General features: G+C 36.5%; 23 protein-coding genes. 7 read left to right on the top strand and 16 right to left on the bottom strand.

Translation table 11 applies throughout. The annotated features are described in order from the left end of the window. From DCS95_RS13940 to DCS95_RS13910, 7 genes are all read right to left on the bottom strand, one after another. Positions 1-1,725 carry a BatD family protein gene (locus tag DCS95_RS13940; protein WP_116771393.1) on the bottom strand — a complete coding sequence of 575 codons (1,725 nt, stop codon included), beginning with the start codon at positions 1,723-1,725 and terminating at the stop codon, positions 1-3. A gap of 59 nt (positions 1,726-1,784) precedes the next feature. After that, positions 1,785-2,657: a tetratricopeptide repeat protein gene (locus DCS95_RS13935; protein WP_244178460.1), complete on the bottom strand. Its 873-nt coding sequence runs from the start codon at positions 2,655-2,657 to the stop codon at positions 1,785-1,787. After that, on the bottom strand, positions 2,638-3,684 hold the full coding sequence (locus tag DCS95_RS13930) for a VWA domain-containing protein (protein WP_116771392.1): 1,047 nt from the start codon (positions 3,682-3,684) through the stop codon (positions 2,638-2,640). The genes DCS95_RS13935 and DCS95_RS13930 overlap by 20 nt, the downstream gene beginning before the upstream one ends. Position 3,685: 1 nt before the next feature. Next, positions 3,686-4,684: a vWA domain-containing protein gene (locus tag DCS95_RS13925; RefSeq protein ID WP_116771391.1), complete on the bottom strand. Its 999-nt coding sequence runs from the start codon at positions 4,682-4,684 to the stop codon at positions 3,686-3,688. Continuing rightward, positions 4,685-6,346, bottom strand: a complete 1,662-nt coding sequence (locus DCS95_RS13920; protein ID WP_244178459.1) for a hypothetical protein — start codon at positions 6,344-6,346, stop codon at positions 4,685-4,687. 5 nt (positions 6,347-6,351) lie between these two features. Continuing rightward, positions 6,352-7,218, bottom strand: coding sequence for a DUF58 domain-containing protein (locus DCS95_RS13915; protein WP_116771390.1), 867 nt, complete (start codon positions 7,216-7,218; stop codon positions 6,352-6,354). A 101-nt stretch (positions 7,219-7,319) separates the two neighbouring features. Further along, positions 7,320-8,321 (bottom strand): AAA family ATPase, encoded by a 1,002-nt coding sequence (locus DCS95_RS13910; protein ID WP_116771389.1) that lies wholly within the window; start codon positions 8,319-8,321, stop codon positions 7,320-7,322. Between the two features lie 171 nt (positions 8,322-8,492). Between DCS95_RS13910 and DCS95_RS13905 the strand changes: the two genes are divergently transcribed. Genes DCS95_RS13905 through DCS95_RS13895 form a run of 3 tightly spaced genes read left to right on the top strand, consistent with a single transcriptional unit; the run spans position 8,493 to position 11,285 of the window. Continuing rightward, positions 8,493-9,356, top strand: a complete 864-nt coding sequence (locus DCS95_RS13905; RefSeq protein WP_116771388.1) for an aldo/keto reductase — start codon at positions 8,493-8,495, stop codon at positions 9,354-9,356. Between the two features lie 12 nt (positions 9,357-9,368). Then, positions 9,369-10,121: an SDR family NAD(P)-dependent oxidoreductase gene (locus DCS95_RS13900; protein ID WP_116771387.1), complete on the top strand. Its 753-nt coding sequence runs from the start codon at positions 9,369-9,371 to the stop codon at positions 10,119-10,121. A 27-nt stretch (positions 10,122-10,148) separates the two neighbouring features. After that, positions 10,149-11,285, top strand: coding sequence for an ATP-binding protein (locus DCS95_RS13895; protein WP_116771386.1), 1,137 nt, complete (start codon positions 10,149-10,151; stop codon positions 11,283-11,285). Here the strand turns inward: DCS95_RS13895 and DCS95_RS13890 are convergent. Together DCS95_RS13890 and DCS95_RS13885 are read right to left on the bottom strand one after the other, a co-directional pair. Then, positions 11,272-13,203, bottom strand: coding sequence for an alpha-amylase family protein (locus DCS95_RS13890; protein WP_116771385.1), 1,932 nt, complete (start codon positions 13,201-13,203; stop codon positions 11,272-11,274). The genes DCS95_RS13895 and DCS95_RS13890 overlap by 14 nt on opposite strands. A gap of 1 nt (position 13,204) precedes the next feature. After that, a complete protein-coding gene (locus tag DCS95_RS13885; RefSeq protein ID WP_116771384.1) occupies positions 13,205-14,149 on the bottom strand; it encodes a carbohydrate kinase family protein in 945 nt (314 codons plus the stop codon). 184 nt (positions 14,150-14,333) lie between these two features. Between DCS95_RS13885 and DCS95_RS13880 the strand changes: the two genes are divergently transcribed. From DCS95_RS13880 to DCS95_RS13865, 4 genes are all read left to right on the top strand, one after another. Next, on the top strand, positions 14,334-15,470 hold the full coding sequence (locus tag DCS95_RS13880; protein ID WP_116771383.1) for an SPFH domain-containing protein: 1,137 nt from the start codon (positions 14,334-14,336) through the stop codon (positions 15,468-15,470). A 54-nt stretch (positions 15,471-15,524) separates the two neighbouring features. Beyond that, on the top strand, positions 15,525-16,607 hold the full coding sequence (locus tag DCS95_RS13875) for a TFIIB-type zinc ribbon-containing protein (RefSeq protein ID WP_116771382.1): 1,083 nt from the start codon (positions 15,525-15,527) through the stop codon (positions 16,605-16,607). Then, entirely contained in the window at positions 16,604-17,338 is a 735-nt protein-coding gene (locus DCS95_RS13870; protein ID WP_116771381.1) for a metallophosphoesterase family protein, read from the top strand. Before DCS95_RS13875 ends, DCS95_RS13870 begins: the two co-directional genes overlap by 4 nt. A 63-nt stretch (positions 17,339-17,401) precedes the next feature. After that, positions 17,402-18,400, top strand: coding sequence for an acyl-ACP desaturase (locus tag DCS95_RS13865; RefSeq protein ID WP_116771722.1), 999 nt, complete (start codon positions 17,402-17,404; stop codon positions 18,398-18,400). A 57-nt stretch (positions 18,401-18,457) separates the two neighbouring features. Here DCS95_RS13865 and DCS95_RS13860 read toward each other — a convergent pair whose 3' ends face one another. The 7 genes from DCS95_RS13860 to DCS95_RS13830 all read right to left on the bottom strand — a co-directional run bounded on the left by DCS95_RS13860 (position 18,458) and on the right by DCS95_RS13830 (position 24,531). After that, positions 18,458-19,099, bottom strand: coding sequence for a hypothetical protein (locus DCS95_RS13860; RefSeq protein ID WP_116771380.1), 642 nt, complete (start codon positions 19,097-19,099; stop codon positions 18,458-18,460). A 31-nt stretch (positions 19,100-19,130) separates the two neighbouring features. Continuing rightward, on the bottom strand, positions 19,131-20,039 hold the full coding sequence (locus DCS95_RS13855) for an OmpA family protein (protein WP_116771379.1): 909 nt from the start codon (positions 20,037-20,039) through the stop codon (positions 19,131-19,133). A gap of 578 nt (positions 20,040-20,617) precedes the next feature. Continuing rightward, positions 20,618-22,171, bottom strand: a complete 1,554-nt coding sequence (amaB, locus tag DCS95_RS13850) for an L-piperidine-6-carboxylate dehydrogenase (protein ID WP_116771378.1) — start codon at positions 22,169-22,171, stop codon at positions 20,618-20,620. Between the two features lie 90 nt (positions 22,172-22,261). Then, entirely contained in the window at positions 22,262-22,624 is a 363-nt protein-coding gene (locus DCS95_RS13845; RefSeq protein ID WP_116771377.1) for a DUF1304 domain-containing protein, read from the bottom strand. Positions 22,625-22,626: 2 nt separating this feature from the next. Next, on the bottom strand, positions 22,627-23,163 hold the full coding sequence (locus DCS95_RS13840) for a 3-hydroxyanthranilate 3,4-dioxygenase (protein ID WP_116771376.1): 537 nt from the start codon (positions 23,161-23,163) through the stop codon (positions 22,627-22,629). Positions 23,164-23,273: 110 nt separating this feature from the next. Then, positions 23,274-23,780: a CAP domain-containing protein gene (locus tag DCS95_RS13835; protein WP_164674198.1), complete on the bottom strand. Its 507-nt coding sequence runs from the start codon at positions 23,778-23,780 to the stop codon at positions 23,274-23,276. A 271-nt stretch (positions 23,781-24,051) separates the two neighbouring features. Next, a complete protein-coding gene (locus tag DCS95_RS13830) occupies positions 24,052-24,531 on the bottom strand; it encodes a CAP domain-containing protein (RefSeq protein ID WP_116771374.1) in 480 nt (159 codons plus the stop codon). Between the last annotated feature and the right edge of the window lie 27 nt (positions 24,532-24,558).

The raw sequence follows: 24,558 nt of genomic DNA, 5'->3' as shown, positions 1-24,558 counted from the left end.
TTATAATTGTTTATCCATTATAGAAATAACTTCGCTCGCCTTATCATAATCTGCCTGCATCTGAACATTAGAAAATGGGCTGTATCTCGCAGCCTCGCAGTTTTCAAGAAGGGAAATAAAGCTATTTACAGAAGCGTCGTCTATATTTTTTTCGGTCAGTAAGTGGGTGATTTTATCTTTACTGAACTCTGAGGTTTCTATCTTCAACTTGGCCTTCAAATAATTGTGTAATGCGCGCTCTAAAGCCACGTAAAAAGAATCTTTATTACCCAATTCTTTTCTAGCGGCAGATAAATATTTACGAGCCAATTTATTTGCTTTTCTAATTTTATTACCCACAATATCTCCCGCCATTTCATCTCTTTTCTTTCTAAGTATAATTGCTATGGGTATCAATAATAATGGGCATAACAACCATAGATAGAATGATGTAGATCCAAAGAAATAAGAGAAGCCTTTTCCTGTTAAATTTGGATTTAGCTTAATAAAATTAAATTGGTTTCCGCTAGCAATAACCGATTGTTTTTGGTTATTAGGGCTAACAGTAGAATTAGATGATGCGCTCAACGGACCTTCTAATACATTGATCACTATTTCATCTGAAGTTAAAGTTGCATATTTTCCTGTGGATGGATTAAAGTAACTAAAGCTTAATGGTGATATAGGATATTTTCCCCTAAAAGATGGTACAATGGTGTACTGGTTACTTACCTTACCTTGCATGCCTGCCAAAGTGGTTCTAACCCCTTCGGTAAATTCGGGCTCATAAACTTCTAAAGCACTCGGTAATTCAAGTTCTGGAAGTTTGAATAATTTTAGATTTCCTTTTCCGCTGACCTCTACCGTTGCTTGTAAAGATTCTGATGCATTTAAGCTGGTTTTACTTGTAGTCACTGAAAAATCAAAATCACCAACTGCACCATTAAAATCGGCTGGCTGATTTTCTAATGGTAAAGGTTTTACATTGATGGTTCTATTTCCGGCAGATACGGTTTTGTTGGTTTGGGCATACATTCGTTGACCAAAGAAATCTCTTCTGCCTGTTGGTACATCTACGGTAACATCTAGTGATAACGGTTCTATGTCAAGCTTACCCGATTTTTGAGGATACAGAACTACCCGCTTCAATATTACGTAGCGATAAGGTTTTCCTTTGTACGTGCCATTTTGAGCGCTTAGTGCATTTACTTTAATATCTTGACTCCAAAAATTATTATATGTTGGGTTGTCTAATGGTTGATAGTTAGAAACACTGATATTTCTACTAACGTATAGTTTATAGATTACGGTAATTGCCTCGTTTAAATACGGGTTTGATTTTGAGACTTCAGCAACCAAATGCAAATTTTCATCGGCAATATCATCGGCCGTCATTTGATCGCTAGGTTTGTCTACTGCAGCGGTAACTTCTACATCTTGCGCCAATGATTTATAGGTTTCGCCTCCAATGACGATTGATGCTTGTTTTATGGTAAACTTACCTCTGGCAGTTGGGGCCAAGGTGTATGAGTATGATTTTGAATAACTTCTAACACCGTTGATCCAAGAAGAACTAATAGATTGTGACGGACCCATAATGACTTTAAAACCGGTAAAATCTGGCGGATTGAAATTATCACCATCCCGATTCATTACAAAGTCTACCCTTAGTCGTTCATTGATACCAAGCTTAGGTTTACTTAACTTCATTTCAAAAGTAACCTCATCATTGCCCTGGGCCATCATCAACACAGATGATAGAAATACGGTTATTACCAACCCTAGCTTAGTTATGGACTTAAAGTCTACCAATCTTTTTCGTTTTTAATTTTAGCACCTTTTACCTTCTTAGCATCAATTTTATCTTGAACCTTTTTCTCGGCATTTTGCATTGCTCTTAATAGATTTTCAACTTGCTGTTTTGAAAGCTGATTAGGTCTGGGTTGTTGTTGCTCTTGTTCGTTATTTCCGTCACCTTGTTCAGGTTTCTTCTTTTGATCAGATTCATTTTCCCCTTCACCCTCTTTGTTATCGTCTTTTTTCTCTTCGTCTTTATCTCCTTCATCACCCTTATCGCCGTCTTCACCTTGATCTTTTTTGTCCTCGTTTTCTCCTTCGTCTTTTTTATCTTGATCTTTGTTTTCGTCTTGATCTTTTTTGTCCTCGTCCTTATCGTCTTGGTTCTGCTTATTTTCGTCTTGCTCTTTTTTAAGAAGCTCCTTCGCTAAGGCAAGATTATAACGGGTTTCTTCATCTTTTGGGTTGTTTCGCAAAGCCTCTTTGTAAGCTTCAACAGCCTTGGCGTAGTCTTTATTTTTCATAAATACATTACCCATGTTGTGGTATGCTTTATGCTTATCTTCTTTTGTTGTTGATGCCTCACCAGCTTCTTTGAATCGGCTAAAGGCCTCATTATAAGTTTCGTTATTGTAATACGCGTTTCCTAAGTTGTAGGGAGCGGCGCTATTCTCTGAACTTTTGGCAATTGCTTTTCTATAATCTACCTCTGCGGCTATAAAATTATCTTCCGATAGCGCCTTGTTTCCGTCCCAAGTAAGATTAGTAGATGATCTTAACGCCTTTTCTTTTTCCTTCTCGTCTACTTCTTGAGCAAAAGATGAAAAGCAAACAAAAAGTAATACTAAAATTGTGCTTATATTATTCATTTCTTTTCTCATTGAACAAATTGAGTTTCATTAACCAGCTTGTCTTGCGGTCCAAGATAAAAATATCTAAAAAGAGAAGCAATAGTGCCCCGCCAATAAACCATTGAAACTGATCTTTATATTCTGCGAATTGCTTGGCTTCAAATTCTTTTTTATCCATTTTCAGCAATTCTTCCTTAATGAATTCTACGGCCGTTTCGGTATTAGACCCATCAATATATTGTCCGTCGCCTTCATTTGCAATATCCACGAGAACACTCTCATTTAATTTTGTAATTACGGTTTCACCTTGACTATCTTTCTTCAGGCTTTCTAATATTCCGTTTCTTTTTATAGGTATTGGAGCTCCTTTTTCCTTACCGACCCCTATGGTGTAGATAATAATGCCTTCATCTGCAGCATCTTCAACAGCATCTATAGTTGAGCCTTCTGAGTGATCTTCACCATCGGAAATAATAAATAGAACCCTATTGGTTTGCTCTGCATCGTCATAATAGGTAGTAGCTAATTCAATAGCTTGGTCAATGGCCGTACCTTGCGATGTTAGCATATCGGTATTCATACTTTGCAAAAACATTTTTGCTGCACCATAGTCGGTTGTAATCGGTAATTGTGGATATGCTTGGCCGGCGTAGGCGATAATACCTATTCTATCGCTTGCCAATTGGTTTATGATTTCAGAAACCAATCGTTTTGCCTTTTCTAATCTGTTAGGTGCTATGTCTTCTGCGAGCATACTTTTACTGACATCGACCGCAAATACTATGTCTACACCTTCTCGTTTAACGGTTTCAAGTTTTGTGCCAATTTTTGGGTTGACCAACCCGATGACCAATAGGGTCATAGCTAAAATGAATACAACCAATTTAATCCCTCCTTTATTATAGGAGCGGTTAGGGGTAAGCCTTTTTAAAAGTTCAGTGTCAGCAAATTTTTTCTGAGTTCTTTTTTTCCACACCAATAATAAAAGGAACAGCACCACTACCACCGGAATGATAAATAGCAAATAGAAATATATTTTTTCGTCGTACTGTATCATATTATACAAAGCTTCTAAATAGTGTATTTCTTAATATCCATTCTAACAAAAGCAATCCTAGTGCCAACAGCGCCCAAAATCTAAATTTTTCCTCGTAGCGATAGTATTTGAATTCTTCTACTTCGGTTTTTTCCAGTTTGTTAATCTCATCGTAGATTTCCTCTAAAGATTCGTTGTCCGTTGCCCTAAAGTATCTACCGCCTGTAGCACCGGCAATATCTTTTAGTAGATTTTCATCGATTTCTACTTGTCGCATGCCATACCTAAAAGAGCCATCTGGATTGTATTGTATTGGAGTTAAAGCATTACCGTTAGTTCCTATAGCTATGGTATAAGTTTTTATGTCGAATTCAATAGCCAAGTCCGCCGCGGTTTGCGGTTCAATAAAGCCGGAATTGTTTACACCATCTGTCAATAATATGATAATTTTACTTTTTGCCGTACTCTCTTTTAGGCGGTTTACCGATGTTGCCAGCCCCATACCAATGGCAGTACCATCATCTAGTTGTCCGTATGTAATTTCAGATAATGCGTTTAGCACAATAGACTTATCTGTGGTTATAGGCGTTTTTGTATATCCTTCACCGGCATATACGACAAGGCCTATACGGTCATTTGGTCTTTCTTTGATAAAATCTGCAGCGACTTTCTTCAAAGCCGATAATCTATTTGGTTTTAGATCACGTGCCAACATACTTGAAGATACATCTATTGCCATAACAATATCAATACCCTTGGTCGTTTTGGTTCGGGTAGATATATCTTCGGTTTGTGGTCTTGCTATTGCCACAATAATGGCACTTAATGCTAAAAGACGTAATACGAACAGTATTGGTTTTAATTTTGGTAAAATACTATTGTAGCTAAATCCTTTGGCGGTAGAAATTCGCAAAGATGCAGTTTGTTCTTTTTGTTTAAAGATATACCACACAATTGCCAATGGCAGTAATAGGAACAGCCAAAAGAGATCAGGATTTGCAAATGATATATTTTCGAACATTTATGCTTCTGTTTTTACTTCTACCGATGCTAAAATACGGTCTACTATTTCTTGTGCGTATGTATCATCTTCTAACCAAGTTAGAATAACATATTGTTGAAAGCCTTTGCCTCCAAAAAGTAACACGGCATATTCGCCATCAATTAATTCTTCCGATCCTGGTAATGGAAACTGGCCACTGCCAAAAACCTTTACTCCTTTAACACCACTAATGGTACTAAACTCCTCTTGTTTAGTAATGATGTTCTTTGCGCCTTGACCTTCAAAATTTGAAAGAATTTGTTCAATTGTCTTGTCAAATTCCGGTTCCACATCTTGTTGTGCTAGAGTAATACTAGTAGTGCCTATATTAAATAATGAAATAGGGCTCCTGTACTCAAAAGCTTGTATATCTGCAATGGCGGCCTTGGCTTCGGCCGGTAATTTTATCTTTTGACGCACCAGAACTTGAGGGGTCTCTAATTGTATAGGAGGAAAACCATAGCTGCTGCGCACCCATTCACCTTCTAATAGTTCTTTGGTAGGATGACCTAAAACGGTATCTTTTAAGTAACCGAAACCTAATTTTATTCCAGCAATGGTAATACCAACCAAAACTACGGCGACAGCGGATATTACTGCAATTCTTATCTTTTTCTTTTTTGCCCTACGCTCCAATTCTTCTTGATACTCGGCTTGTTCCAGTAACTCTTCTTCTGTAGGTTCTGGTATGGCTTCATGTGTTTTTTCAACTATTTGCTCAACCAGTTTTCTGTCTTGCTCGGCAACTGAAGTAGAGGGCTTGTTCTTGGCGAATTTTACTAAATCTGCCGTTTGTAATATTTGTTGAAACTGCTTAATAGTATCGTCGTCTAACTTTAACTCACCCGCATCTTTTAGCAGTTCTAATTTCTCAATGAGTTGACCCGTGGTGCTTTCCAAAGCTGTTATATGGGCATCTTCTTCTAGATAGGAGCGAACAATAGTGGTCAACTCAGAATAATATTGTTTGTACTCGTCTTGTATCAAGTACTTAGAGTTTTCTAACTGTTTAAGTTCTAGTAAAGCTCTATCATATGGAGGAAGTAAGGCTACTTTTTCTTCTTCAGTAAGTGGTTTTTTACGAAACACGAACCAGTATAATAATCCGCCTAAAATCAATAGAATAAGCAAACCGATAATCAAGTATTTCCAGAATGTGTAATTGCTTTTTTCAACATTGATAAGTGGCTTTATATCGTACATTTTCTGATTCAAAGTATCTACAGGAACAGTAGCTACATTGATCATAGAAGAATCGGTCATATAACCGGTGCCATTGATATCAATACGTTGAGAAGGTAATTTGTACGCACCCGAATCAAACTGGGTAAGTGCATATATTTTTTGTAGCGTTAGCCTATCTTTATTTCTCGTGGTGTCCGTTGCAAACGCTTCAACGGTTTCTAAAGGAGAGAACGTTTGCCCCTCAGGAAAAATAACAAAATCGGTAGAGTCGATATCTACGGTAACCTTCCATTGAACCTGCTCTCCAATTTTTATAAAAGTAGTATCTACCTCTGTAGTTATCTTCGGATTTTCTTGAGCGCTCAATGTAATGGAGCATAGTAAAAATACGAATACAGGCAAAACTCGTACTACGTACGGTAAACCTGTTGTAATTGCTTTTTTAATATAACTCATTCGTATCAACCTCTTCTTTTAAAATAGCCTAATAATTTTTTCACATAGCTTTCATCGACCCTACAGTCTAATACACCGCATCCCGATTTTGTAAAAGACTCTTTAAAGTAGGTAACACGCTCTTGGTGAAATTGTGCATATGCGTTACGTACTTTTTTAGATTTGGTATTTACCAACTGCAGTTTGCCTGTTTCTGCATCTTCTACTTGCACCATTCCCAAGTTTGGTATAGACTCTTCGCGCTCGTCATAAATACGAATGCCTGTTACGTCGTGCTTGCTACCGGTAATCTTAAGGGTTTTTTCATATCCTTCATCAATAAAATCAGAAAGCAAAAAAACAATGGCTTTCTTTTTCATGACACTGCTCAAGAATTTTAAAGCTTGGGCTATGTCAGTTTTATTGCTTTTTGGTTTAAACTCCAATAGTTCCCTTATAATTCGAAGAACATGTGTTTTTCCTTTTTTTGGTGGGATAAAAAGTTCTATTTGATCAGAGAACAATATAATACCTACTTTATCATTATTTTGTAATGCGCTAAAAGCTAAAGTGGCAGATATTTCTGTAACTATTTCATTTTTAAATTGATTAGTGGTTCCAAATAATTCAGAGCCACTAATATCTACCATTAACATCATGGTCAATTCTCGCTCTTCTTCAAAGACCTTTATATAAGGTTCGTTGTAACGGGCGGTAACGTTCCAGTCAATATTTCTAACATCATCTCCAAATTGATACTGTCGTACTTCACTAAATGTCATACCACGACCCTTAAAGGTAGAGTGGTATTCCCCACCAAATATATGGTCGGAAAGACGTCTCGTCTTTATTTCAATTTTACGTACTTTTTTGAGTAGCTCTTTGGTGTCCATTCTTTAGTAAACAGTTTACAGTATCCGTTTTAGTAAAATTACTTCAGCATAAAATTAAAATCGGTATAAAGAATTTAAATGCTGAATATGGTGTACTGTATTTAAGGAACCTCTATCTCGTTTACAATTTTGTTGATGATATCAACAGAAGTTATGTTTTCGGCTTCCGCCTCATACGTTATACCAATTCTATGTCTTAGTACATCGTGTACAACGGCACGTACATCTTCTGGTACAACATATCCTCTTCTTTTAATGAAGGCATAACATTTTGCCGCTGTCCCTAAATTAATACTACCCCTTGGAGATGCTCCAAAACTGATCAAAGGTTTTAAGCTTTCTAGGTTGTATTTTTCTGGATATCTGGTTGCGAAAACAAGATCAAGAATATATTTCTCTATTTTTTCGTCCATATATACTTCACGAACAGCTTTCTGCGCGCTGAGTATTTGCTCTATGGATACAACTGGGTTTACCGTTTCATAACTACCCTTTAAATTTTGGCGCATGATCAACTGTTCCTCATTGATTTTTGGATAGTCGATAACCGTTTTCAACATAAATCTATCCACTTGTGCCTCTGGTAGTGGATAAGTACCTTCTTGCTCTACAGGGTTTTGCGTTGCCATTACCAAAAATGGTTTGTCAAGAACAAAGGTTTCATCACCAATGGTTACCTGTTTCTCTTGCATAGCCTCTAAAAGAGCTGATTGTACTTTCGCCGGTGCACGGTTAATTTCATCGGCAAGCACAAAATTTGCAAAAATAGGACCCTTCTTAATAGAAAAATCGTTCAGTTTCATGTTGTAGATCAATGTACCTACAACATCTGCAGGTAAAAGATCTGGTGTAAATTGAATTCTGCTAAAACTACCTTTAACAGCTTTTGAAAGCGTATTGATCGCCAAGGTTTTTGCCAACCCCGGTACACCTTCCAATAATATATGGCCTTGTCCTAAAAGTCCGATTAGCAATCGTTCTACCATGTATTTCTGGCCAACGATCACTTTATTCATTTCAAGCATCAATAAATCGATAAAAGCGCTTTCTTGAGCAATTTTCTCATTTACCGCACTAATGTCAATTGAGGTATTTTCTTCCATTTAAAGTATTATATTATTGATTGTTAAGGCTTCTAATTTTAACAGTTATGCAAATTGAAAATTTATTCAGTCAGTCGCTGTTAATGATAGGTTAAAAAATTGGAAAAGCCCTTATTTTTATGAACGTTTTAAGGTATTTCTTTTTAATTTCATTAAACAAAATACAATATATTGAAATATTCAAGAATAATTGCAGGAACTATGACCTGGGGCAAATGGGGAAAACAACTTTCCACTGCTGAAATGATAGAGTTAATGAGCCATTGCGTAGAAAATAACATAACTACTTTTGACCATGCAGATATATACGGCGATTATACGAACGAAGAGGATTTTGGTAAAGCATTTGCTAAAAGTGGTATAGATCGAGATAATATTCAATTGATCAGCAAATGCGGAATTCAGTTCAACGTAAAAGAACGTAGCAATAGGGTTAAGCATTATGATTACAATAGAGATTATATTATTAAATCGGTAGAACGGTCTCTAAAAATGCTGCAAACCGATTATTTAGATTTGCTGCTGTTACATAGACCTAGCCCATTAATGGATCCTTCAGAAATAGCTGAAGCTATCGACCAACTTAAAAATGAAGGAAAGATCAAGCAATTTGGGGTGTCTAATTTCTCACCATCACAAATACAATTAATTGAAAGAAATAATAAGGTAGAAGCTAATCAAGTAGAATTTTCACTTACTTCTAACGGTGTAATGAACGATGGTTCTTTAGACGATTGCATTGCAAATGATAGGCTTGCTATGAGTTGGAGTCCATTAGGCAGCTATTTTAGGGAAGAATCCAAGGCAAATTTTAGAGTTAAGGAAGTATTGGCCAAGCTAACTAAGAAATACGATGCAACAGAGGATCAATTACTGTTGGCGTGGATTTTAAAGCACCCGTCTAAAATTCATCCTGTCGTAGGTACTGCTACTCCCCAACGTTTAAAATTGGCTATGGATGCCGTTGCTATAGCTATGGATTTACAAGATTGGTTTATTTTACTTGAGGCCAATGAGGGTCATGAGGTTGCATAATTAGAATTGAACATGAAAAAAACAGCATTTATTACAGGCGCTACAAGTGGAATAGGTAAATCTACCGCCATACATTTTGCTCTAAAAGGAATTAGGTTGGTATTGTGCGGTAGAAGACAAGATAGGTTAGATGCCTTGAAGGAAGAATTAGGAAAGGAAGTAGACGTGCATACCTTAAATTTTGATATAAGGAATAAAGAAGCCGTTACAGTGGCAATAGATACATTGCCAAAAGATTTCTCTCAAATAGATATTTTGGTGAATAATGCGGGTAATGCCCATGGTTTAGATACCATACAAGATGGTAGCGTAGACGATTGGGACGCCATGCTAGATATCAATGTAAAGGGATTGCTTTATGTTTCAAAAGCATTGATTCCGCAGATGGTGGCTCGTAAATCTGGTCACATCATCAATATTGGTTCAACTGCAGGTAAAGAAGTATACCCCAAGGGAAATGTGTACTGCGCCAGTAAGCATGCGGTAGATGCTATCAACCAAGGTATGCGTATTGATCTGAACGGTACAGGTGTTCGTGTTGGTGCGGTAAATCCTGGTTTGGTGGAAACCGAATTCAGTAATGTACGTTTTAAGGGAGATGAAGAAAGGGCAGATAATGTTTATAAAGGTTTTCAGCCCTTGAAACCAGAGGATATAGCAGATATTATTCACTTTGTAGTGACAAGGCCATACCACGTAAATATTGCCGATTTAGTAGTTATGCCCACAGCACAGGCCTCTTCAACAATCGTAGATAAATCATAAGCCTCTCATATAGAAAAATAGCTCAACATGATCAATAAACGGCTTTTGGTAAAAAACCTGCTCGCACATAATGATGAGAACAGTTTTTACGATAAAAAGCGATTTATTGCAATTGGAGAAAAAGAAGGAAAAGGGAAGTTTCTAAAGCATGTATGTGCTTTGGCCAACAGTAACCCGTCTAACAATTCATTTATTGTTGTTGGTGTAGAAGATGAGGATAATCGAATAGTTGGTGTGGACTTTTTTGATGACAGTAAGATTCAAAATTTAGTGAATGCCTATTTAGATAACCCACCGTTGATTTCTTATGAAAATATTCCTTTCCCACATCTGCCAGAAGGAAAAGTGGTAGGATTGGTTACCATAAAATCAATTGGAAAAATATGCTCTCTCAGAAAAAACATCTGGAAATATTATGGTGGGTCGGTATTTTTTAGGGAAGGCAGTATTAGCTTGCCAAAAGTGTTCGATATAGAATTAAAGGACACTAACTCTGAGGCAGTGGCAACCATTGAACAACATGCCACTAATAATATTGAACTTACTTTAGATGGTGTAATCGATTTTTTAAATCACCGTCATAAGGATCTGGATAGTGATTATAAAGTTTTTAAAGAGCAATTTGTAGTTTGTTGGGCAGGGAACAAAAAGGTGGTCAATGGTGTTACGTATTATTATCGGGTAGATATTGAGTTGATCAATGAGCAAGTAAAATTGTTTTATTCAAATTTAGATGAGGTCACCATAACCTATGATAACGATTCCTTTTCGACCATAGAATTTGTTCAACTAGGTTTAGGTGCTAAACAAAGATATTATCCATTGGAAAAAGTGGTAATTAATTTTAGTGAAAATGGCACCTATCAAATTAAGAGCGATTTACTGTTCGAACCCCCGGTTCATGATAAAAATGAATTGAAGAAGATATATGAAAACAACAATGCTTTGGTAGCCAAGGCAAAGAAGAATATAGAGTTGACGATTGCCGAAGTGAAGCAATTAAGGTACTTGGCAGATTCTTATTTAATATGCTTTTTAAACGGATTTGAAGAGGCAAAGGAGCGTATGGAAAAAGCCAGACAAATATTGAAACCGAAATACCCAAAGGTGAATGCCTCGCTGAAAGAAGCGCTTCGTGTATTAAGGAAGGTTAAATATTCTTAATCCAAAGTTGCTCGTAAGGCTTCAATGCCAATTCGTTTTGTATAAATTCAATAGATTTCCCTGTAAGTAAATCAATAGAGTTTTTACCAGTTAAAATACCTATAGAAAGTAACCATCCTATATTGATAGTCTCGGTAACTTCATTGAAATTAGAAAGCACCCAAACACTTTCGTCTTCATGTGATCTTTGAAAAACGAATATATGTTCGTTGGGGCAACCGTGTATTTTAATGTTGTTGGTATCTGCGAACACGCTATGCTCTTTTCGTAAGCGAATCATTTTTTTTAATCCGTTGTATACAATTGTAGAAGGGCTGTTTTTTTCTGTTTTTATTTTTGAAACAAGATTCCAATTCTGCATTGGTCTGTTAACCCAGCGGTTATCATTTATATGATCTTCGTTCTGTTCGTAAGAATAATCGTTTAAGGTGGCAATTTCATCACCGGCATAGATCATGGGTATGCCGCCATACGTTAAAATAATACCGTGCATCATTAAAATTTTAGTGATGGCATAGTCAACAATTTTATCATTCTTTTGTTCAAGAGCAGTTTCTAAACCTAATAGTGACGCTGCACTTCCGGTAATTCTGCCATCACCATTTTTTGGGTTGTACATGAACATTAGCCCTTTCGCTGGTGACCATTCTAATTTTCCGCAGTAATAGTTTAAAATGAACTGTTTATGTGCTGTGGGATCATAACCCATTGCTTTAACAAAATCGTCATCGTAGCCAAGGCCAATGTCGTCATGACATCGTATGTAGTTGACCCATGTGGCATCTTGAGGTTTTGTTGGTATTTCTGAAACACTTTTTACCAGTAAAGATGCTTTTTTAGTGGCTATTGAATTCCACAAAAGTGCCATTAAAGAAGCGTTGTAGGCAACTTCGCATTCATTGCCCGTTAAAGTGCCTTCCCCAAAATATTTAATAATGTTTCTTGGGGCTACAATTGCTTCCGCTAAAAGAATAACACCAGGAGCTACTACTTGAAGGCACAATCTAAAAAGTGAGATTAAGGTATGCGCTTCCGGTAGGTTTTGTGAAAGTGTTCCAAGTTTTTTCCAAAGAAAAGCCAGCGCGTCAAAACGGATAACGTCTACCCCTAAATTTGCAAGACCAACTAAATTACTTAGCATTTCAATGAATACTTCCGGGTTTCTATAATTTAAATCCCACTGATATGTATTAAAACAGGTCATTACCCATTTCTCCATTTCGTTATTGTAAGTAAAGTTGCCGGGTGCCGATTGCGGAAATATTTCCGGCAATGTCTTTTCGAACTCATCGGGGATGTGGCGGTCAGAATAGGTGTAGTAATAATTTTGATAATGTAGATTGCCTTCTTTTGCTTTTTGTGCCCACTCAAATTCATCTGAAGTGTGGTTTACAACAAAATCAAGCATTATAAACATATCGTTTTTACGTGCTTTTTTGGTAAAATCTAAAAAATCTGTCTTAGTACCGTATTTACTATCGATTTCATGATAGCTGTTTACCGCATACCCGCCATCATTTTCACCTGCTGGTCTTGTGGTAATGGGCATTAGGTGAAGAAAGTTAATACCAAGGTCTTCAAAATAAGGCAGTTTTTCTTTAAGTCCGTTAATGTCTTTATTAAATCTATCAACGTACATCTGCATGCCTACCATTTGCTCGCTTTGGTACCAGTTTCCTGCATTAAAACGGTCTATATCTTGGTTTTGAAGTTCTTTTGGTCGGGTTTTAAAAAGCGTTTCCAAGGTTTCTAAAAGAGTAAGAAAGTAGGTCTTATGTTCTTTTTCTTGGTATAACGAAAAAAACTGGGTATTAATAAGGGATAGGTTGGTAGCCAACCTTTGTTCAAATAAAGATTGCGTACTTTTTTTCTTTTGGTCCCTAGAAGCCAATATTCTTAATAATTCCGCTTGGTTCATACTAAGAATCTAATTGTTGTACTGTAGGTAATGATTCTATGGCTCCAAAATTCTCTGTAGTAATGGCGCCGGCTTTGTTAGCTCTGGCCACCATGTTAGAAAGTAGATATTCATTCTCTAGAACATCTTCGATTTTAGAATTTTCGGCAAGCTGTTGCAAAAGGCAACCAATAAAAGCATCGCCAGCACCAGTAGTGTCCTTAGGCGTCACCTTAATACTTGGTATTGTTTTATAGAAATTAGATGTGCTAAGTAATGTACCTTCACTACCTAGGGTGACTACAATAATTTGCGTTCCCATTTCATGGAAAAATTTGCAGGCATCTTCAAGATTTTCCTTGCCAGAAAGAAGTTGAGCTTCCTCTAGACTAAATTTGCATAAATGAGATTTTTCAATGAAAGAATGGCATTTGCGTATAAAAACGTCCTCTTTGTTTTTCCAAAGATCCACTCGGTAATTAGGGTCGAAACTAATAAAGGCATTCTTTGTAAGTCCGTCGAACAAATACCTACTGTAGGTTTCTTCTAAAGTACCACCTAATAGTGCAGTTGCTGCACCAAAGTGCAAAATGCTATTTTCGAATTTAGACTTTAGCGATGAGTCGTATGTAAGTTCTTTGTCTGCACCACGGCTAAATACAAAATCGCGCTCACCATCTTCATCAATAGAAACAAATGCCAAAGTGGTAAACGTATCACATTTTTGTGCTAAAGAAATATCTACTTTTTCGTTTTCAAGAATACGAAGAAGAAAAGTACCAAAAGGATCATCACCAACAGCACCAACAAAAAAACTGTCTCCACCAAGCTTACTTATTGCACATGCAACATTTGCCGGTGCTCCACCTGCCTTTTTAGAAAACTCTTTTGCTTTTGATAGATCTTTACCTTGGTTTTCAGCAACAAAATCAATCAGCAATTCTCCGATACAAAATACCTTTTTCATAATTCAAATAGAAAATTAGGAGGTCTAAGTTAATTAGAAAAGACCGCTACATCCTAAATAATCTTAAATAAATATTAAATTACGGTAGTGTGAAGATTATTTTTATGATTTAATACCCAACGTATTTTGGGTCTGTTACTGAATTGCATATCTTGAATTACACTTTATAAAACACATACTGACCATGAGCATATTTGATGAAATTAAGAAAAAACTAAGTCACGAATTTATTGACATTGTAGAGTGGATAGACTCTAGCAACGATACCATTGTACATAGGTTTGAGCGCTACCAGAACGAAATTAAGAACAACGCCAAGTTAATTGTAAGGGAAGGGCAAACAGCGGTTTTTATCAACGAAGGGCAATTGGCAGATGTCTTTACCCCTGGCACATACACTTTAAATACTCAAAATTTACCCATTCTTACCACATTAAAAGGGTGGAAATATGGATTCGATAGTCCGTTCAAAGCTGAGGTGTATTTTGTTAATACCCGCTTGTTTACAGATGAAAAATGGGGAACTAAAAATCCGTTCATGCTTAGCGATGACAGGTTTGGTTTGGTAGAAATACGAGCTTTTGGAACTTATAGTTTTAGGATCAACGACCCAGGTAGGTTTGTAGTGGATGTGGTAGGTACCGATGGTAATTTTACCAATTATGAAGTAAACGAACATTTAAAAAGTTTAATAGTAACACGTTTTACCGATACCGTTGGTGAAGCCAATTTACCAATTGAGCTGTATGCGGCCAATACAAGCGAACTTTCGGAAACGTGCCAAGAGGTTATGCAACCAGAATTCAATAGAGTAGGTATTGAATTAGAGAGGTTCTATATTGAAAACGTATCTATGCCCGAAGAGCTTAAAAAAGAAATTTTTGAGTATAGCCGTTTAGATAAATTGGACATGGGCAAATTGGCACAGTTCAAAGCTGCCAAGGCAATGGAGTTGGCGGCTAAGAATGAAGGCGGCACAGCAGGTGCAGGTATGGGCATGGGCATGGGCTTTGTACTGGCACAACAAATGGGCGGTCTAATGGGGCAACCTGCTGCACAACCACTTGGCGGCCAGGTGGCACAACAACCACAGGCACCACCGCCAATACCTGTACAGGTAAGTTATTTTTATGTAGTAAACGGTCAACAATTGGGTCCTGTAAGCTTTGAAAAGTTAAAAGAACTTTTTGCAAGTAGAACCATTAATAGAGATTCCCTTATATGGAAACAGGGAATGGAAAGTTGGTCGGCACTTAAAGAAATTGAGGAGTTAAAGTCATTCTTGGGCGGTAATACGCCACCACCTTTACCAACAGCATAATAGAACTTATCAACTACATTACAATTCAACCTTTTTAGATAAGGGATACTTTCTATGAACGATATTCAACAATCGGAATATAAAAAAGCATGCGCCAATTGTGGGGCAGAACTTAAATTTAAGCCAGGTTCTCACCAACTTACATGTGAATATTGTGGTTATGAAGAATTTATAGAGCAATCTAAAAGTAGTTTTGAAGAGCTTGAGCTAGAACACTATTTAAAGATTGTAGGCGAAAATGCTTATACCGATACCATTGAATTGCTGCATTGTAAAAATTGTGGCGCTAACCAGCACGTAGAAGAAAACTATAAATCTCTGAACTGTGTTTATTGTAGCGAACCTTTAATTCGAGAAGATATTGAAAAAGAAGGTTGGATCCTGCCTGGAGCGTTAGTGCCATTTCAGTTAGATGCTAAAAAGGCTCGGTCTATATTCAAATCTTGGGTTGGTAAAATATGGTTTGCACCTAATAATTTAAAAAAAGCTGCGCTAGATCCAGAAGGTTTGCATGGTCTCTATATACCATATTGGACTTTTGACGCTAATCTTTTTGCCTCCTATCAAGGGCAAAGAGGAGATTATTATTATGAAAATCAAACCTATAATAGCGATAAAGGCAAAAGAACTAGAAGGGTTCGTAAAACCAGATGGACTTATGCTTCTGGTAAGGTAGATGGCTTCGTAGACGATATCTTAATTAGTGCATCAGAGAAAAAGAGAAAAGAAATACCATCAAAGGTTGCCTTTTGGAACCTTAAAGATTTGGTGGTGTTTAACTCTAAATACCTATCGGGTTTTGTAACTGAAAAATATACCATTTCGTTAAAAGAAGGGCATCACAAATCTTTTCAAGAAGCGAAGAATATAGCCTATAATTGGATCAGAAGAGATATTGGCGGCGATACGCAACGTATTGCAAATGCCGATATTAAATTATCAGATGAGAAATTCAAACATATTTTGCTTCCTATTTATATAAGTTCTTATAGATATGAGGGTAAAGAATATAATTTTTACATTAATGGACAAACTGGAGAGCTGAGCGGAAATAGACCATATTCCTTTTGGAAAATCTTTTTTTTAGTACTTTTTATACTTGTCATAATAACCATAATTGCGATTTTTGCTAAATGAATAAAAATAGAACACTGGTTGTAGGTGACATTCATTCGGGCTTACAGGCATTAAAACAAGTGCTTGACAAAGCGGCTATAACAGAGCATGATACTTTAATTTTTTTGGGGGATTATATTGATGGATGGAGCGAAGCGGTAGAAACTATTGATTACCTCTTAGAATTAAAGAAAAAATACAATTGTATATACCTTAGGGGAAACCATGATGAACTTTGTTATGAATGGTTAACGGGAAACGCCGATAACCCAACTTGGTTTATGCATGGTGGCGAGGCTACTTCAAATTCTTATGCGAAAGTATCTGAAAAAACGAAGGAAATTCATATTGGGTTTTATGAAAGCCTAGTGAATTACCATTTAGATTCGGAAAACCGGTTGTATTTGCATGCAGGATTTACTAACTTAAAGGGAATTGAACATGAATATTTTCAAAAAACCTTTTATTGGGACCGTACCCTTTGGGAATTAGCTCTTTCATTGAACAAAGATTTAGAAGAAGAGCACATACATTACCCAAAACGTTTAAAGAATTATTCTGAAATCTATATTGGTCATACACCGGTAACAAGAATAGGTAAAACCACACCACAGAAGGCAGCCAATGTTTGGAATATAGATACCGGTGCGGCATTTAAAGGTCCTTTGACCATTTTTAATGTAGAATCTAAAGAATATTGGCAGAGCGAACCTGTTTATACGTTTTATCCTAATGAAAAGGGCAGAAACTAAGAAAACCGTTAACTTTACTAAAAATGGATTGTTTAAATGACGATCTTTGATAAAAAATATACTATGTCTACTAAAAATATAAGATTAGAAGTGATGCAGGCTTTAGAGCCTCAGGTAGAAGGATTTATGGATTCTTTCCTTATTAAACCAGAGGATATATGGCAACCTACCGATTTTTTACCAAATTCTGAAAAGGATACGTTTTTGCAGGAGGTAAAAGATATTCGTGAAGAATCTAAAGAGCTTGGATATGATTTTTGGGTAACCATGGTTGCAGATACTATTACAGAAGAGGCATTGCCTACTTATGAGTCTTGGTTGATGGATGTTGTAGGTATAGACCAGCACGGTGACCATAAAACAAATGGTTGGGCAAAATGGGTAAGAGCTTGGACAGCAGAAGAGAATAGACACGGAGATGTGTTGAACAAGTATCTTTATTTATCTGGAAGGGTAAATATGAGAGAAATAGAGTTAACCACCCAACATTTAATATCTGATGGATTTGATATCGGTACAGACCGTGATCCATATAAGAACTTTGTATATACTTCATTTCAAGAATTAGCTACCAATATTTCGCATAAACGTGTTGGACAAATGGCAAAGAAAAAAGGTAATGCTTTATTAGGTAAAATGTGTACCATAATCGCAGGAGATGAAATGAGACACCATTTGGCGTATAGAGAATTCGTTAAAACTATTTTTGGCGAAGACCCATCTGGTATGATGATCGCCTTTGCAGATATGATGAAGAAAAAGATTGTGATGCCTGCTCATTTCTTACGTGAATCTGGCGGAACAATTGGATCGGCATTTGAAAACTTTTCTAATTGTGCACAACGTTTAGGAGTGTATACAGCACAAGATTATGTTGATATTCTTAGAAAGTTAAATGCTTATTGGCAGTTAGATACCGTGCGCTCTTTAAACGAGGAGGCAGAAAAAGCACGTGATTATTTGATTAAATTACCGGCAAGATTAGAGCGTATATCTGAAAGAATGAAATTTCCCGAAGATCAGTATCACTTTAAGTGGGTTGAAGCAAACGGAGCATTATAAAATAAAAAAATCCCGATCGGTAACGATCGGGATTTTTTTATTCAACGGTTTGTAACGTTATAGTTTCCCGTGTTTGTGTTCATCTTGCCATTTCATGAGTTCTGTCCATTTACCTTCATAACACATTTTGGCTTGCATTGGCCAAGATGCAGGGTCATGAATTTTATATCGGGTACCACCGGTATCCAATATTTTCTGACAATCTTCAAGGCTAGCTTCAGAAAGGGCTTTCCATGTTTTTATACCGTGGTCTTTAAACATACCTTCAATTTTTGGTCCAATACCTTCAACAAGTTTTAAGTCGTCTTGCTTAACGGTTTTTCCAAAAGCGGCTTTTGCGGCAGCACCATCAAAAGCTAAGGCACTACTTGTAGCGGCACCTGCGGCAAATGATGCGGCAGTAGCAGAAGTGCCAACATTGGTACTTGATGCAGGAGGAACAGCTTTGCTGGCAGCAATTACTTTTTGGTTACAGGCATCTAAATCGGCTTTTAATTTTGTATTGCTCGCTTTAAGATTGTTTAATTCTGCCAAGTCGGTCTTTAGCTTAGTATTACTAGCTTTAAGACTATTGATTTCAGCAGAATTGTCAATTACTTTGGCAGAACTTTTGCCAAGCAAGTAACCAAGTATTCCACATATGATACCAACTAAAGCTGGAATTAGCCAGCACCAAATACTCATATTTTCAAAATTCATGATTTTACTTATTTATAGGATTAGTGTATGTTTATTTTAAGGTAATTACTGTTCTTCTGTTTTTTTCTCTACCTTCTTCTGTGGCGTTTGAAGCAATTGGTTGGGTTTGTCCTTTAGAGGTAGCAATGATTTTGCTTTCGGTAATACCGTTTTGCATTAGGTAGTTTTTGGCAAATTCTGCTCTGTCTTGCCCAAGTGCCATATTGGTACTTGCTTGTCCGGTAGCATCGGTATGACCAACAACGCTGACTGTAGCATCTGCAACCTTATCGATATATTTAGAGATATCGGCAACTTTTTGTCTTTGAGTCGCATCTAAATATATAGAGGCTTCAGCTGTATTGAAGTATAAAATTAAAGGGTCGGCTTTAATTTTCTCGTATAAAGCGTTTAAATCATCTTTTTCGCTTGCTGATCGTTCTTCGATACCAAATGATGCAGCGCCCCAATAGGTGCTATCCTTAGGTACCATTTCGTCCATTAATTTGCCCATGGTATTGATCTGGGCGGTAGAAATTCCTTTAGAAGCTAAATCATTTTTAATTGAGTTTGCTCTAGCAAGACCTAAATTAGGGAAGGCTGTAGTGTTCTCTTCTTCACTGGTGTAATAACCCGTTACATTAACAACATTGTTTTCATTTGTTTCTAAATGACTTTGTAGCCCATTAATACCTTTAGTGAGATCAGCACTTAAAGGCATTAGAATAGCATTGGATGAAATGTTGAAATTATAATTGTCATTGGTATTATAGGCAAATCCGTTTGCATCAATAGCAAAAGGATAAGATGTTGCCGAGGGTTCTTCTACGATTACTTTTTCTGTAGTCGGTTCTTCATGAATTGCCGATGCACCGCATTCGCTGCAACAGGTTATAAAGAAATAAGTACCTACTACAATGGTAATCAACATACCTAATAAATACGTTGTGGTTTTTGTCATTGTAAATAATGTTTAGTGTTTAGCCCACAATTTATTAAAAAAATCTTAAAAATGTTAAATCATTGAGGTCTAATTGCCTTACAATCAATCATTATCCTAATAACAGCTATGTATTATATTATACCAAGTATACGATCAATTGTGGAGATTGTAAAAAAAGTTGAGGATCGAACAACTATTAGTTGCAATTTTACGTAAGTATTTTAAATGGTATTTATCTCCCCACAAAGTTTGGGCATTGATCATACAATTTAAAGTTTTGAGTTAGTTGGTTAAAAAATCCTGTCTTCATAAGTCGACAGGATTTTTTTATGTATTTAATTTAAAATGAAAGTTTCCATCCATACAATTTTCACATGTATTTGTACAGATTTTATGCAATTTAAACACACAAATTGCTAGCTTGATACAGCTGAATTTGTATTGAAAATGAAGAAAAAAATAAAAAAGTGCTTTAATTTTCTTTGCATGTTTATTGTTCTTGGTGCTCAGACATTGCTACATGGAAGCTGGTCTCATGAGTCATCTAACGGAAAAGCCGCTTAACCAATAAACATGCAAAAGAAATTATAAATTGATTAGAGGTCAAATTTAATACCCTGTGCCAATGGTAGTTCAGTGGTAAAATTAATTGTATTGGTCTGTCTTCTCATATATACTTTCCAAGCATCAGACCCACTCTCTCTACCGCCACCGGTTTCTTTTTCTCCACCAAAAGCACCACCAATTTCTGCACCCGAAGTACCAATGTTAACGTTGGCGATACCACAATCACTACCCCAAGCAGATAGAAAACGTTCTGCCTCTCTTAAGTTATTGGTCATAATTGCCGATGACAGCCCTTGTACTACCCCGTTTTGAATAGCAATGGCATTTTCAACATCTCCGGAATATTTTAATAAATAAAGAACAGGAGCAAAAGTTTCATGCTGAACAATTTCAAAATCATTTTCTGCTTCTGCAATAGCGGGTTTTACATAACAGCCACTTTCATAGCCTTCACCCTCTAGAACACCACCTTCAACAATTAGTTTGCCACCTTCTTTTACTACTTTTTCCAAGGCATTTTTATAATGAGCAACAGCATCGGTATCAATTAACGGACCAACGTGATTGTTCTCATCTAATGGGTTGCCAATTCGTAATTGTTGGTATGCGTCTACAACGGCATCTTTGACCTTGTCATACATAGATTCATGTATGATCAGTCTTCGAGTTGAAGTGCAACGTTGCCCAGCCGTACCAACAGCACCGAAAACAGCACCGATCACGGTCATTTTTAAATCAGCATCCGGGGTAACTATAATTGCATTGTTACCACCCAATTCCAATAAAGATTTTCCTAATCTAGCAGCAACTGCCTGTGCAACTATTTTTCCCATTCTTATAGATCCCGTAGCAGATACCAATGGTATTCTATTATCGTGGGTCATTAGTTCCCCTATTTTGTAGTCACCATTTATTAAGCAAGAAATTCCTTCAGGAAGATTATTCGCCTTAAAAACTTCAGCAGCGATGTTTTGACAAGCTACCCCGCATAAAGGAGTTTTTTCTGATGGTTTCCAAACGCAAACATCACCACATATCCATGCTAGGGCGGTATTCCATGCCCATACCGCAACTGGAAAGTTAAAAGCTGAAATAATACCTACAACACCGAGTGAGTGGTATTGCTCGTACATTCTATGTCCCGGTCTTTCTGAATGCATGGTTAAACCGTGCAATTGGCGCGAAAGTCCAACTGCAAAATCGCAGATGTCTATCATTTCTTGAACTTCACCTAAACCTTCTTGGTAGCTTTTTCCCATTTCATAAGAAACCAGTTTGCCTAGTGGTTCTTTAAGTTCTCTAAGCTTATCGCCAAACTGTCTAACGATTTCTCCACGTTGAGGTGCGGGTTTTGTTCTCCAATCCTTGAATGCCGTGGTAGCAGTTGACATCACTTTTTCATAATCTTCTTTTGAAGTGGTTTTAACCTTTGCAATTAAAGAACCGTCTACTGGAGAAAATGATGAAATAATTTCTCCTGATGAAAAATGATTTGATCCGGTGGAAGTACCTTCATTTATCTCTTTGATCCCAAGAGCTTTTAGGGCATCCTGTATTCCGAAATCTGCTGCTATTTTTGACATTTTATAACTTTTTATGCAATTAATGTTAGATATATTACAAAAATACAAAGAATTTTATCTCTAGAAAGAACTAATTACAACTAAGAAAATTTAAAGAATCGACCATAAAAGTATTCCTATAAGTGCAGGTATACTTTGAACTATAAATATCTTTTTACTGACCGAAATAGCGCCATAAATACCCGCAACGGTAACACAGCCTAAAAAGAAAAGGGCAACATTACGTGACCAGTCAACATCAGGAATTAGTAATGACCAAATTAAACCTGCAGCAAGAAAACCATTGTATAGACCTTGGTTTGCTGCCATTTGTTTAGTGGGGATAAATAAATCTTTTGGAAAATTTCTAAAGACTTTTCTTCCAGTAGTAGTCCATGCAAACATTTCTATCCATAGAATATATACATGTATTAGAGCTACAAGTGCGGTTATTGTTTTTGCTGCTATTATCATTCTTATTTAGCTATAAAACGTTCATCAACAGGCATTACCGTACCGCAATTGTCACAAGTTCTTAACTCTTTTGAACTATAAAAATGTTTGAAGTGTGATAGAAAATCCTTTTCGATATCATGAAGGGTAAAATAAGCTTCATAGAGTTTATGGTTACAATTATCGCAGAACCATAGCAAACCATCATCAACGTTCATACTGGCTCTTTTTCTTTCAATGACTAAACCAATAGATCCTTCTTTCCGCACCGGTGAGTGTGGTACTTTGGCAGGGTGTAGGTACATGTCTCCAGGTCCTAACTGCATAGTTCTTTTTTTACCGTCTTCTTGAATATGAACCTCAATTTGGCCTTCTAGTTGATAAAACAACTCTTCGGTCTCATTATAATGATAATCTTTTCGTGCGTTTGGTCCGGCAACGATCATAACAATATAATCGCCAGCGTCTTTATATAAGTTTTTATTACCGACAGGTGGCTTTAGTGAAGCTCTGTTTTCCTCTATCCATTTGTTGAGATTAAATGGTGCTTGTATACTCATTTCAGTGAAATTAATTGAAAGTTAAATAAACGATTATTTTTCACCCAAAAGTTAAGCATAAAAAAAGCCTTTGTATTACAAAGGCATCTTAAAAATAGATTCTGCGTTTTTTATCTAAAAAATAGTTGTGTAAAATAGAGGTCGCCATTATTGTTTTCATTGATACTTATGGCAGAGTAATTATAGTCTCCTTCAATATTTACCCTATGCCCTGGGCTATCTAACCAAGCTTCAAAAGCTTCATTAATAGTATCGTAGTTACGTGCTACATTTTCTGCAACAAATACTGCCCCGGTTCTTTTTGCGATATTCTCAGCTCTTTGGGTAAAGTTGTCATGGCTTGTTTTTCCTAGAGATATCATATAATCGGTATGAAGCGTTGCGTAATAGTACGTAGCACTTTCAAATTCCATTGCATTTAAACCAATACTGGCTCTATAGGAATTTATCATCTGAAAAAGCTCGGCTTCTAAGGTACTGTGACTATTTGAAGTGGCTAAAGTATATTGCTCTAGGGAATCTTCAGAAGTGCTTTCGTAACCTGCGAAATTCTCATAATTTGAACAAGATGATAATGTGATGACTAATACTATTAAGAAAGGAAATTTAATTTTCATAGGGGGAATAGTTGTTGTCTTATTGAGTGCCAAAAGTAGTTTAGTGAGTAAGCTTAAAAAGAAGAACATCTATAGATAGGGTAAAATATTCGATGAGCTGCATCTAATTGAAATAGAAGTGCTCATCGGTAAAATACATATATAATTATATCGTAAAAAAGTGCGTTTAATATGATTTTTCCCACTTTATCTACAAAACCGAACATGTCATCCCGAAGCAGTCATGATCGAGCGTTGGATATTCCTGAATAAGGAGTTGAAAAAAATATTATTACTGTTTATAGAAGAGTTGAGTAAAGTAATAATTACCCAATTCATCTTTTTTTACACTAATTGCTGTATGGCTAAAATCGCCCTCCATAGTTTTTTTATGACTGCTGCTATTATACCAACCTTCAAAAGCTTCTAGGGCGGTATCATAATCTTTGGCAACATTCTCCGCTACCATTTCTACAGATATTTCAGAATCTATCTGTGCAGCACGTGAACTAAAGTTATCGTGGCTAATGCTACCTTTTGAAATCATGTAATCGGTATGTAGGTTCGCATATTTATAAGCCACATCGCTAAATTGTAGTGTATTGGCATTTAGGCTTAAACGATGGTCGTTAACAATATCAAGAAGGTCCTGTTCTATAATTAAAACATTTTCAGCTTCCAATACAGGCGTTTCGTCAATAGATTCGCTGGTACAAGAACCAAGAAATAGTAATAAAAAGACAGGGACCGCATAAAGCAATCTCATTTTCATATAGGTGTCTTTTAATTAAATAGCCTC

Source organism: Maribacter litoralis (assembly GCF_003075045.1).
Lineage (GTDB): Bacteria > Bacteroidota > Bacteroidia > Flavobacteriales > Flavobacteriaceae > Maribacter > Maribacter litoralis.
The sequence above is the reverse complement of the archived record's forward strand: the minus strand, read 5'-3'. Positions and strand labels throughout refer to the sequence as shown.

What these genes read in the sequence shown, in the direction of transcription:
- DCS95_RS13895 (WP_116771386.1), top strand. Translation starts at nt 10,149, where the DNA reads ATGATCAATAAACGGCTTTTGGTAAAAAACCTGCTCGCACATAATGAT.
- DCS95_RS13830 (WP_116771374.1), bottom strand. Translation starts at nt 24,531, where the DNA reads ATGAAAATGAGATTGCTTTATGCGGTCCCTGTCTTTTTATTACTATTT.
- DCS95_RS13865 (WP_116771722.1), top strand. Translation starts at nt 17,402, where the DNA reads ATGTCTACTAAAAATATAAGATTAGAAGTGATGCAGGCTTTAGAGCCT.
- DCS95_RS13860 (WP_116771380.1), bottom strand. Translation starts at nt 19,099, where the DNA reads ATGAATTTTGAAAATATGAGTATTTGGTGCTGGCTAATTCCAGCTTTA.
- DCS95_RS13935 (WP_244178460.1), bottom strand. Translation starts at nt 2,657, where the DNA reads ATGAGAAAAGAAATGAATAATATAAGCACAATTTTAGTATTACTTTTT.
- DCS95_RS13940 (WP_116771393.1), bottom strand. Translation starts at nt 1,725, where the DNA reads ATGATGGCCCAGGGCAATGATGAGGTTACTTTTGAAATGAAGTTAAGT.
- DCS95_RS13845 (WP_116771377.1), bottom strand. Translation starts at nt 22,624, where the DNA reads ATGATAATAGCAGCAAAAACAATAACCGCACTTGTAGCTCTAATACAT.
- DCS95_RS13920 (WP_244178459.1), bottom strand. Translation starts at nt 6,346, where the DNA reads ATGAGTTATATTAAAAAAGCAATTACAACAGGTTTACCGTACGTAGTA.
- DCS95_RS13900 (WP_116771387.1), top strand. Translation starts at nt 9,369, where the DNA reads ATGAAAAAAACAGCATTTATTACAGGCGCTACAAGTGGAATAGGTAAA.
- amaB (WP_116771378.1), bottom strand. Translation starts at nt 22,171, where the DNA reads ATGTCAAAAATAGCAGCAGATTTCGGAATACAGGATGCCCTAAAAGCT.
- DCS95_RS13910 (WP_116771389.1), bottom strand. Translation starts at nt 8,321, where the DNA reads ATGGAAGAAAATACCTCAATTGACATTAGTGCGGTAAATGAGAAAATT.
- DCS95_RS13880 (WP_116771383.1), top strand. Translation starts at nt 14,334, where the DNA reads ATGAGCATATTTGATGAAATTAAGAAAAAACTAAGTCACGAATTTATT.
- DCS95_RS13875 (WP_116771382.1), top strand. Translation starts at nt 15,525, where the DNA reads ATGAACGATATTCAACAATCGGAATATAAAAAAGCATGCGCCAATTGT.
- DCS95_RS13870 (WP_116771381.1), top strand. Translation starts at nt 16,604, where the DNA reads ATGAATAAAAATAGAACACTGGTTGTAGGTGACATTCATTCGGGCTTA.
- DCS95_RS13925 (WP_116771391.1), bottom strand. Translation starts at nt 4,684, where the DNA reads ATGTTCGAAAATATATCATTTGCAAATCCTGATCTCTTTTGGCTGTTC.
- DCS95_RS13840 (WP_116771376.1), bottom strand. Translation starts at nt 23,163, where the DNA reads ATGAGTATACAAGCACCATTTAATCTCAACAAATGGATAGAGGAAAAC.
- DCS95_RS13835 (WP_164674198.1), bottom strand. Translation starts at nt 23,780, where the DNA reads ATGAAAATTAAATTTCCTTTCTTAATAGTATTAGTCATCACATTATCA.
- DCS95_RS13930 (WP_116771392.1), bottom strand. Translation starts at nt 3,684, where the DNA reads ATGATACAGTACGACGAAAAAATATATTTCTATTTGCTATTTATCATT.
- DCS95_RS13885 (WP_116771384.1), bottom strand. Translation starts at nt 14,149, where the DNA reads ATGAAAAAGGTATTTTGTATCGGAGAATTGCTGATTGATTTTGTTGCT.
- DCS95_RS13915 (WP_116771390.1), bottom strand. Translation starts at nt 7,218, where the DNA reads ATGGACACCAAAGAGCTACTCAAAAAAGTACGTAAAATTGAAATAAAG.
- DCS95_RS13855 (WP_116771379.1), bottom strand. Translation starts at nt 20,039, where the DNA reads ATGACAAAAACCACAACGTATTTATTAGGTATGTTGATTACCATTGTA.
- DCS95_RS13890 (WP_116771385.1), bottom strand. Translation starts at nt 13,203, where the DNA reads ATGAACCAAGCGGAATTATTAAGAATATTGGCTTCTAGGGACCAAAAG.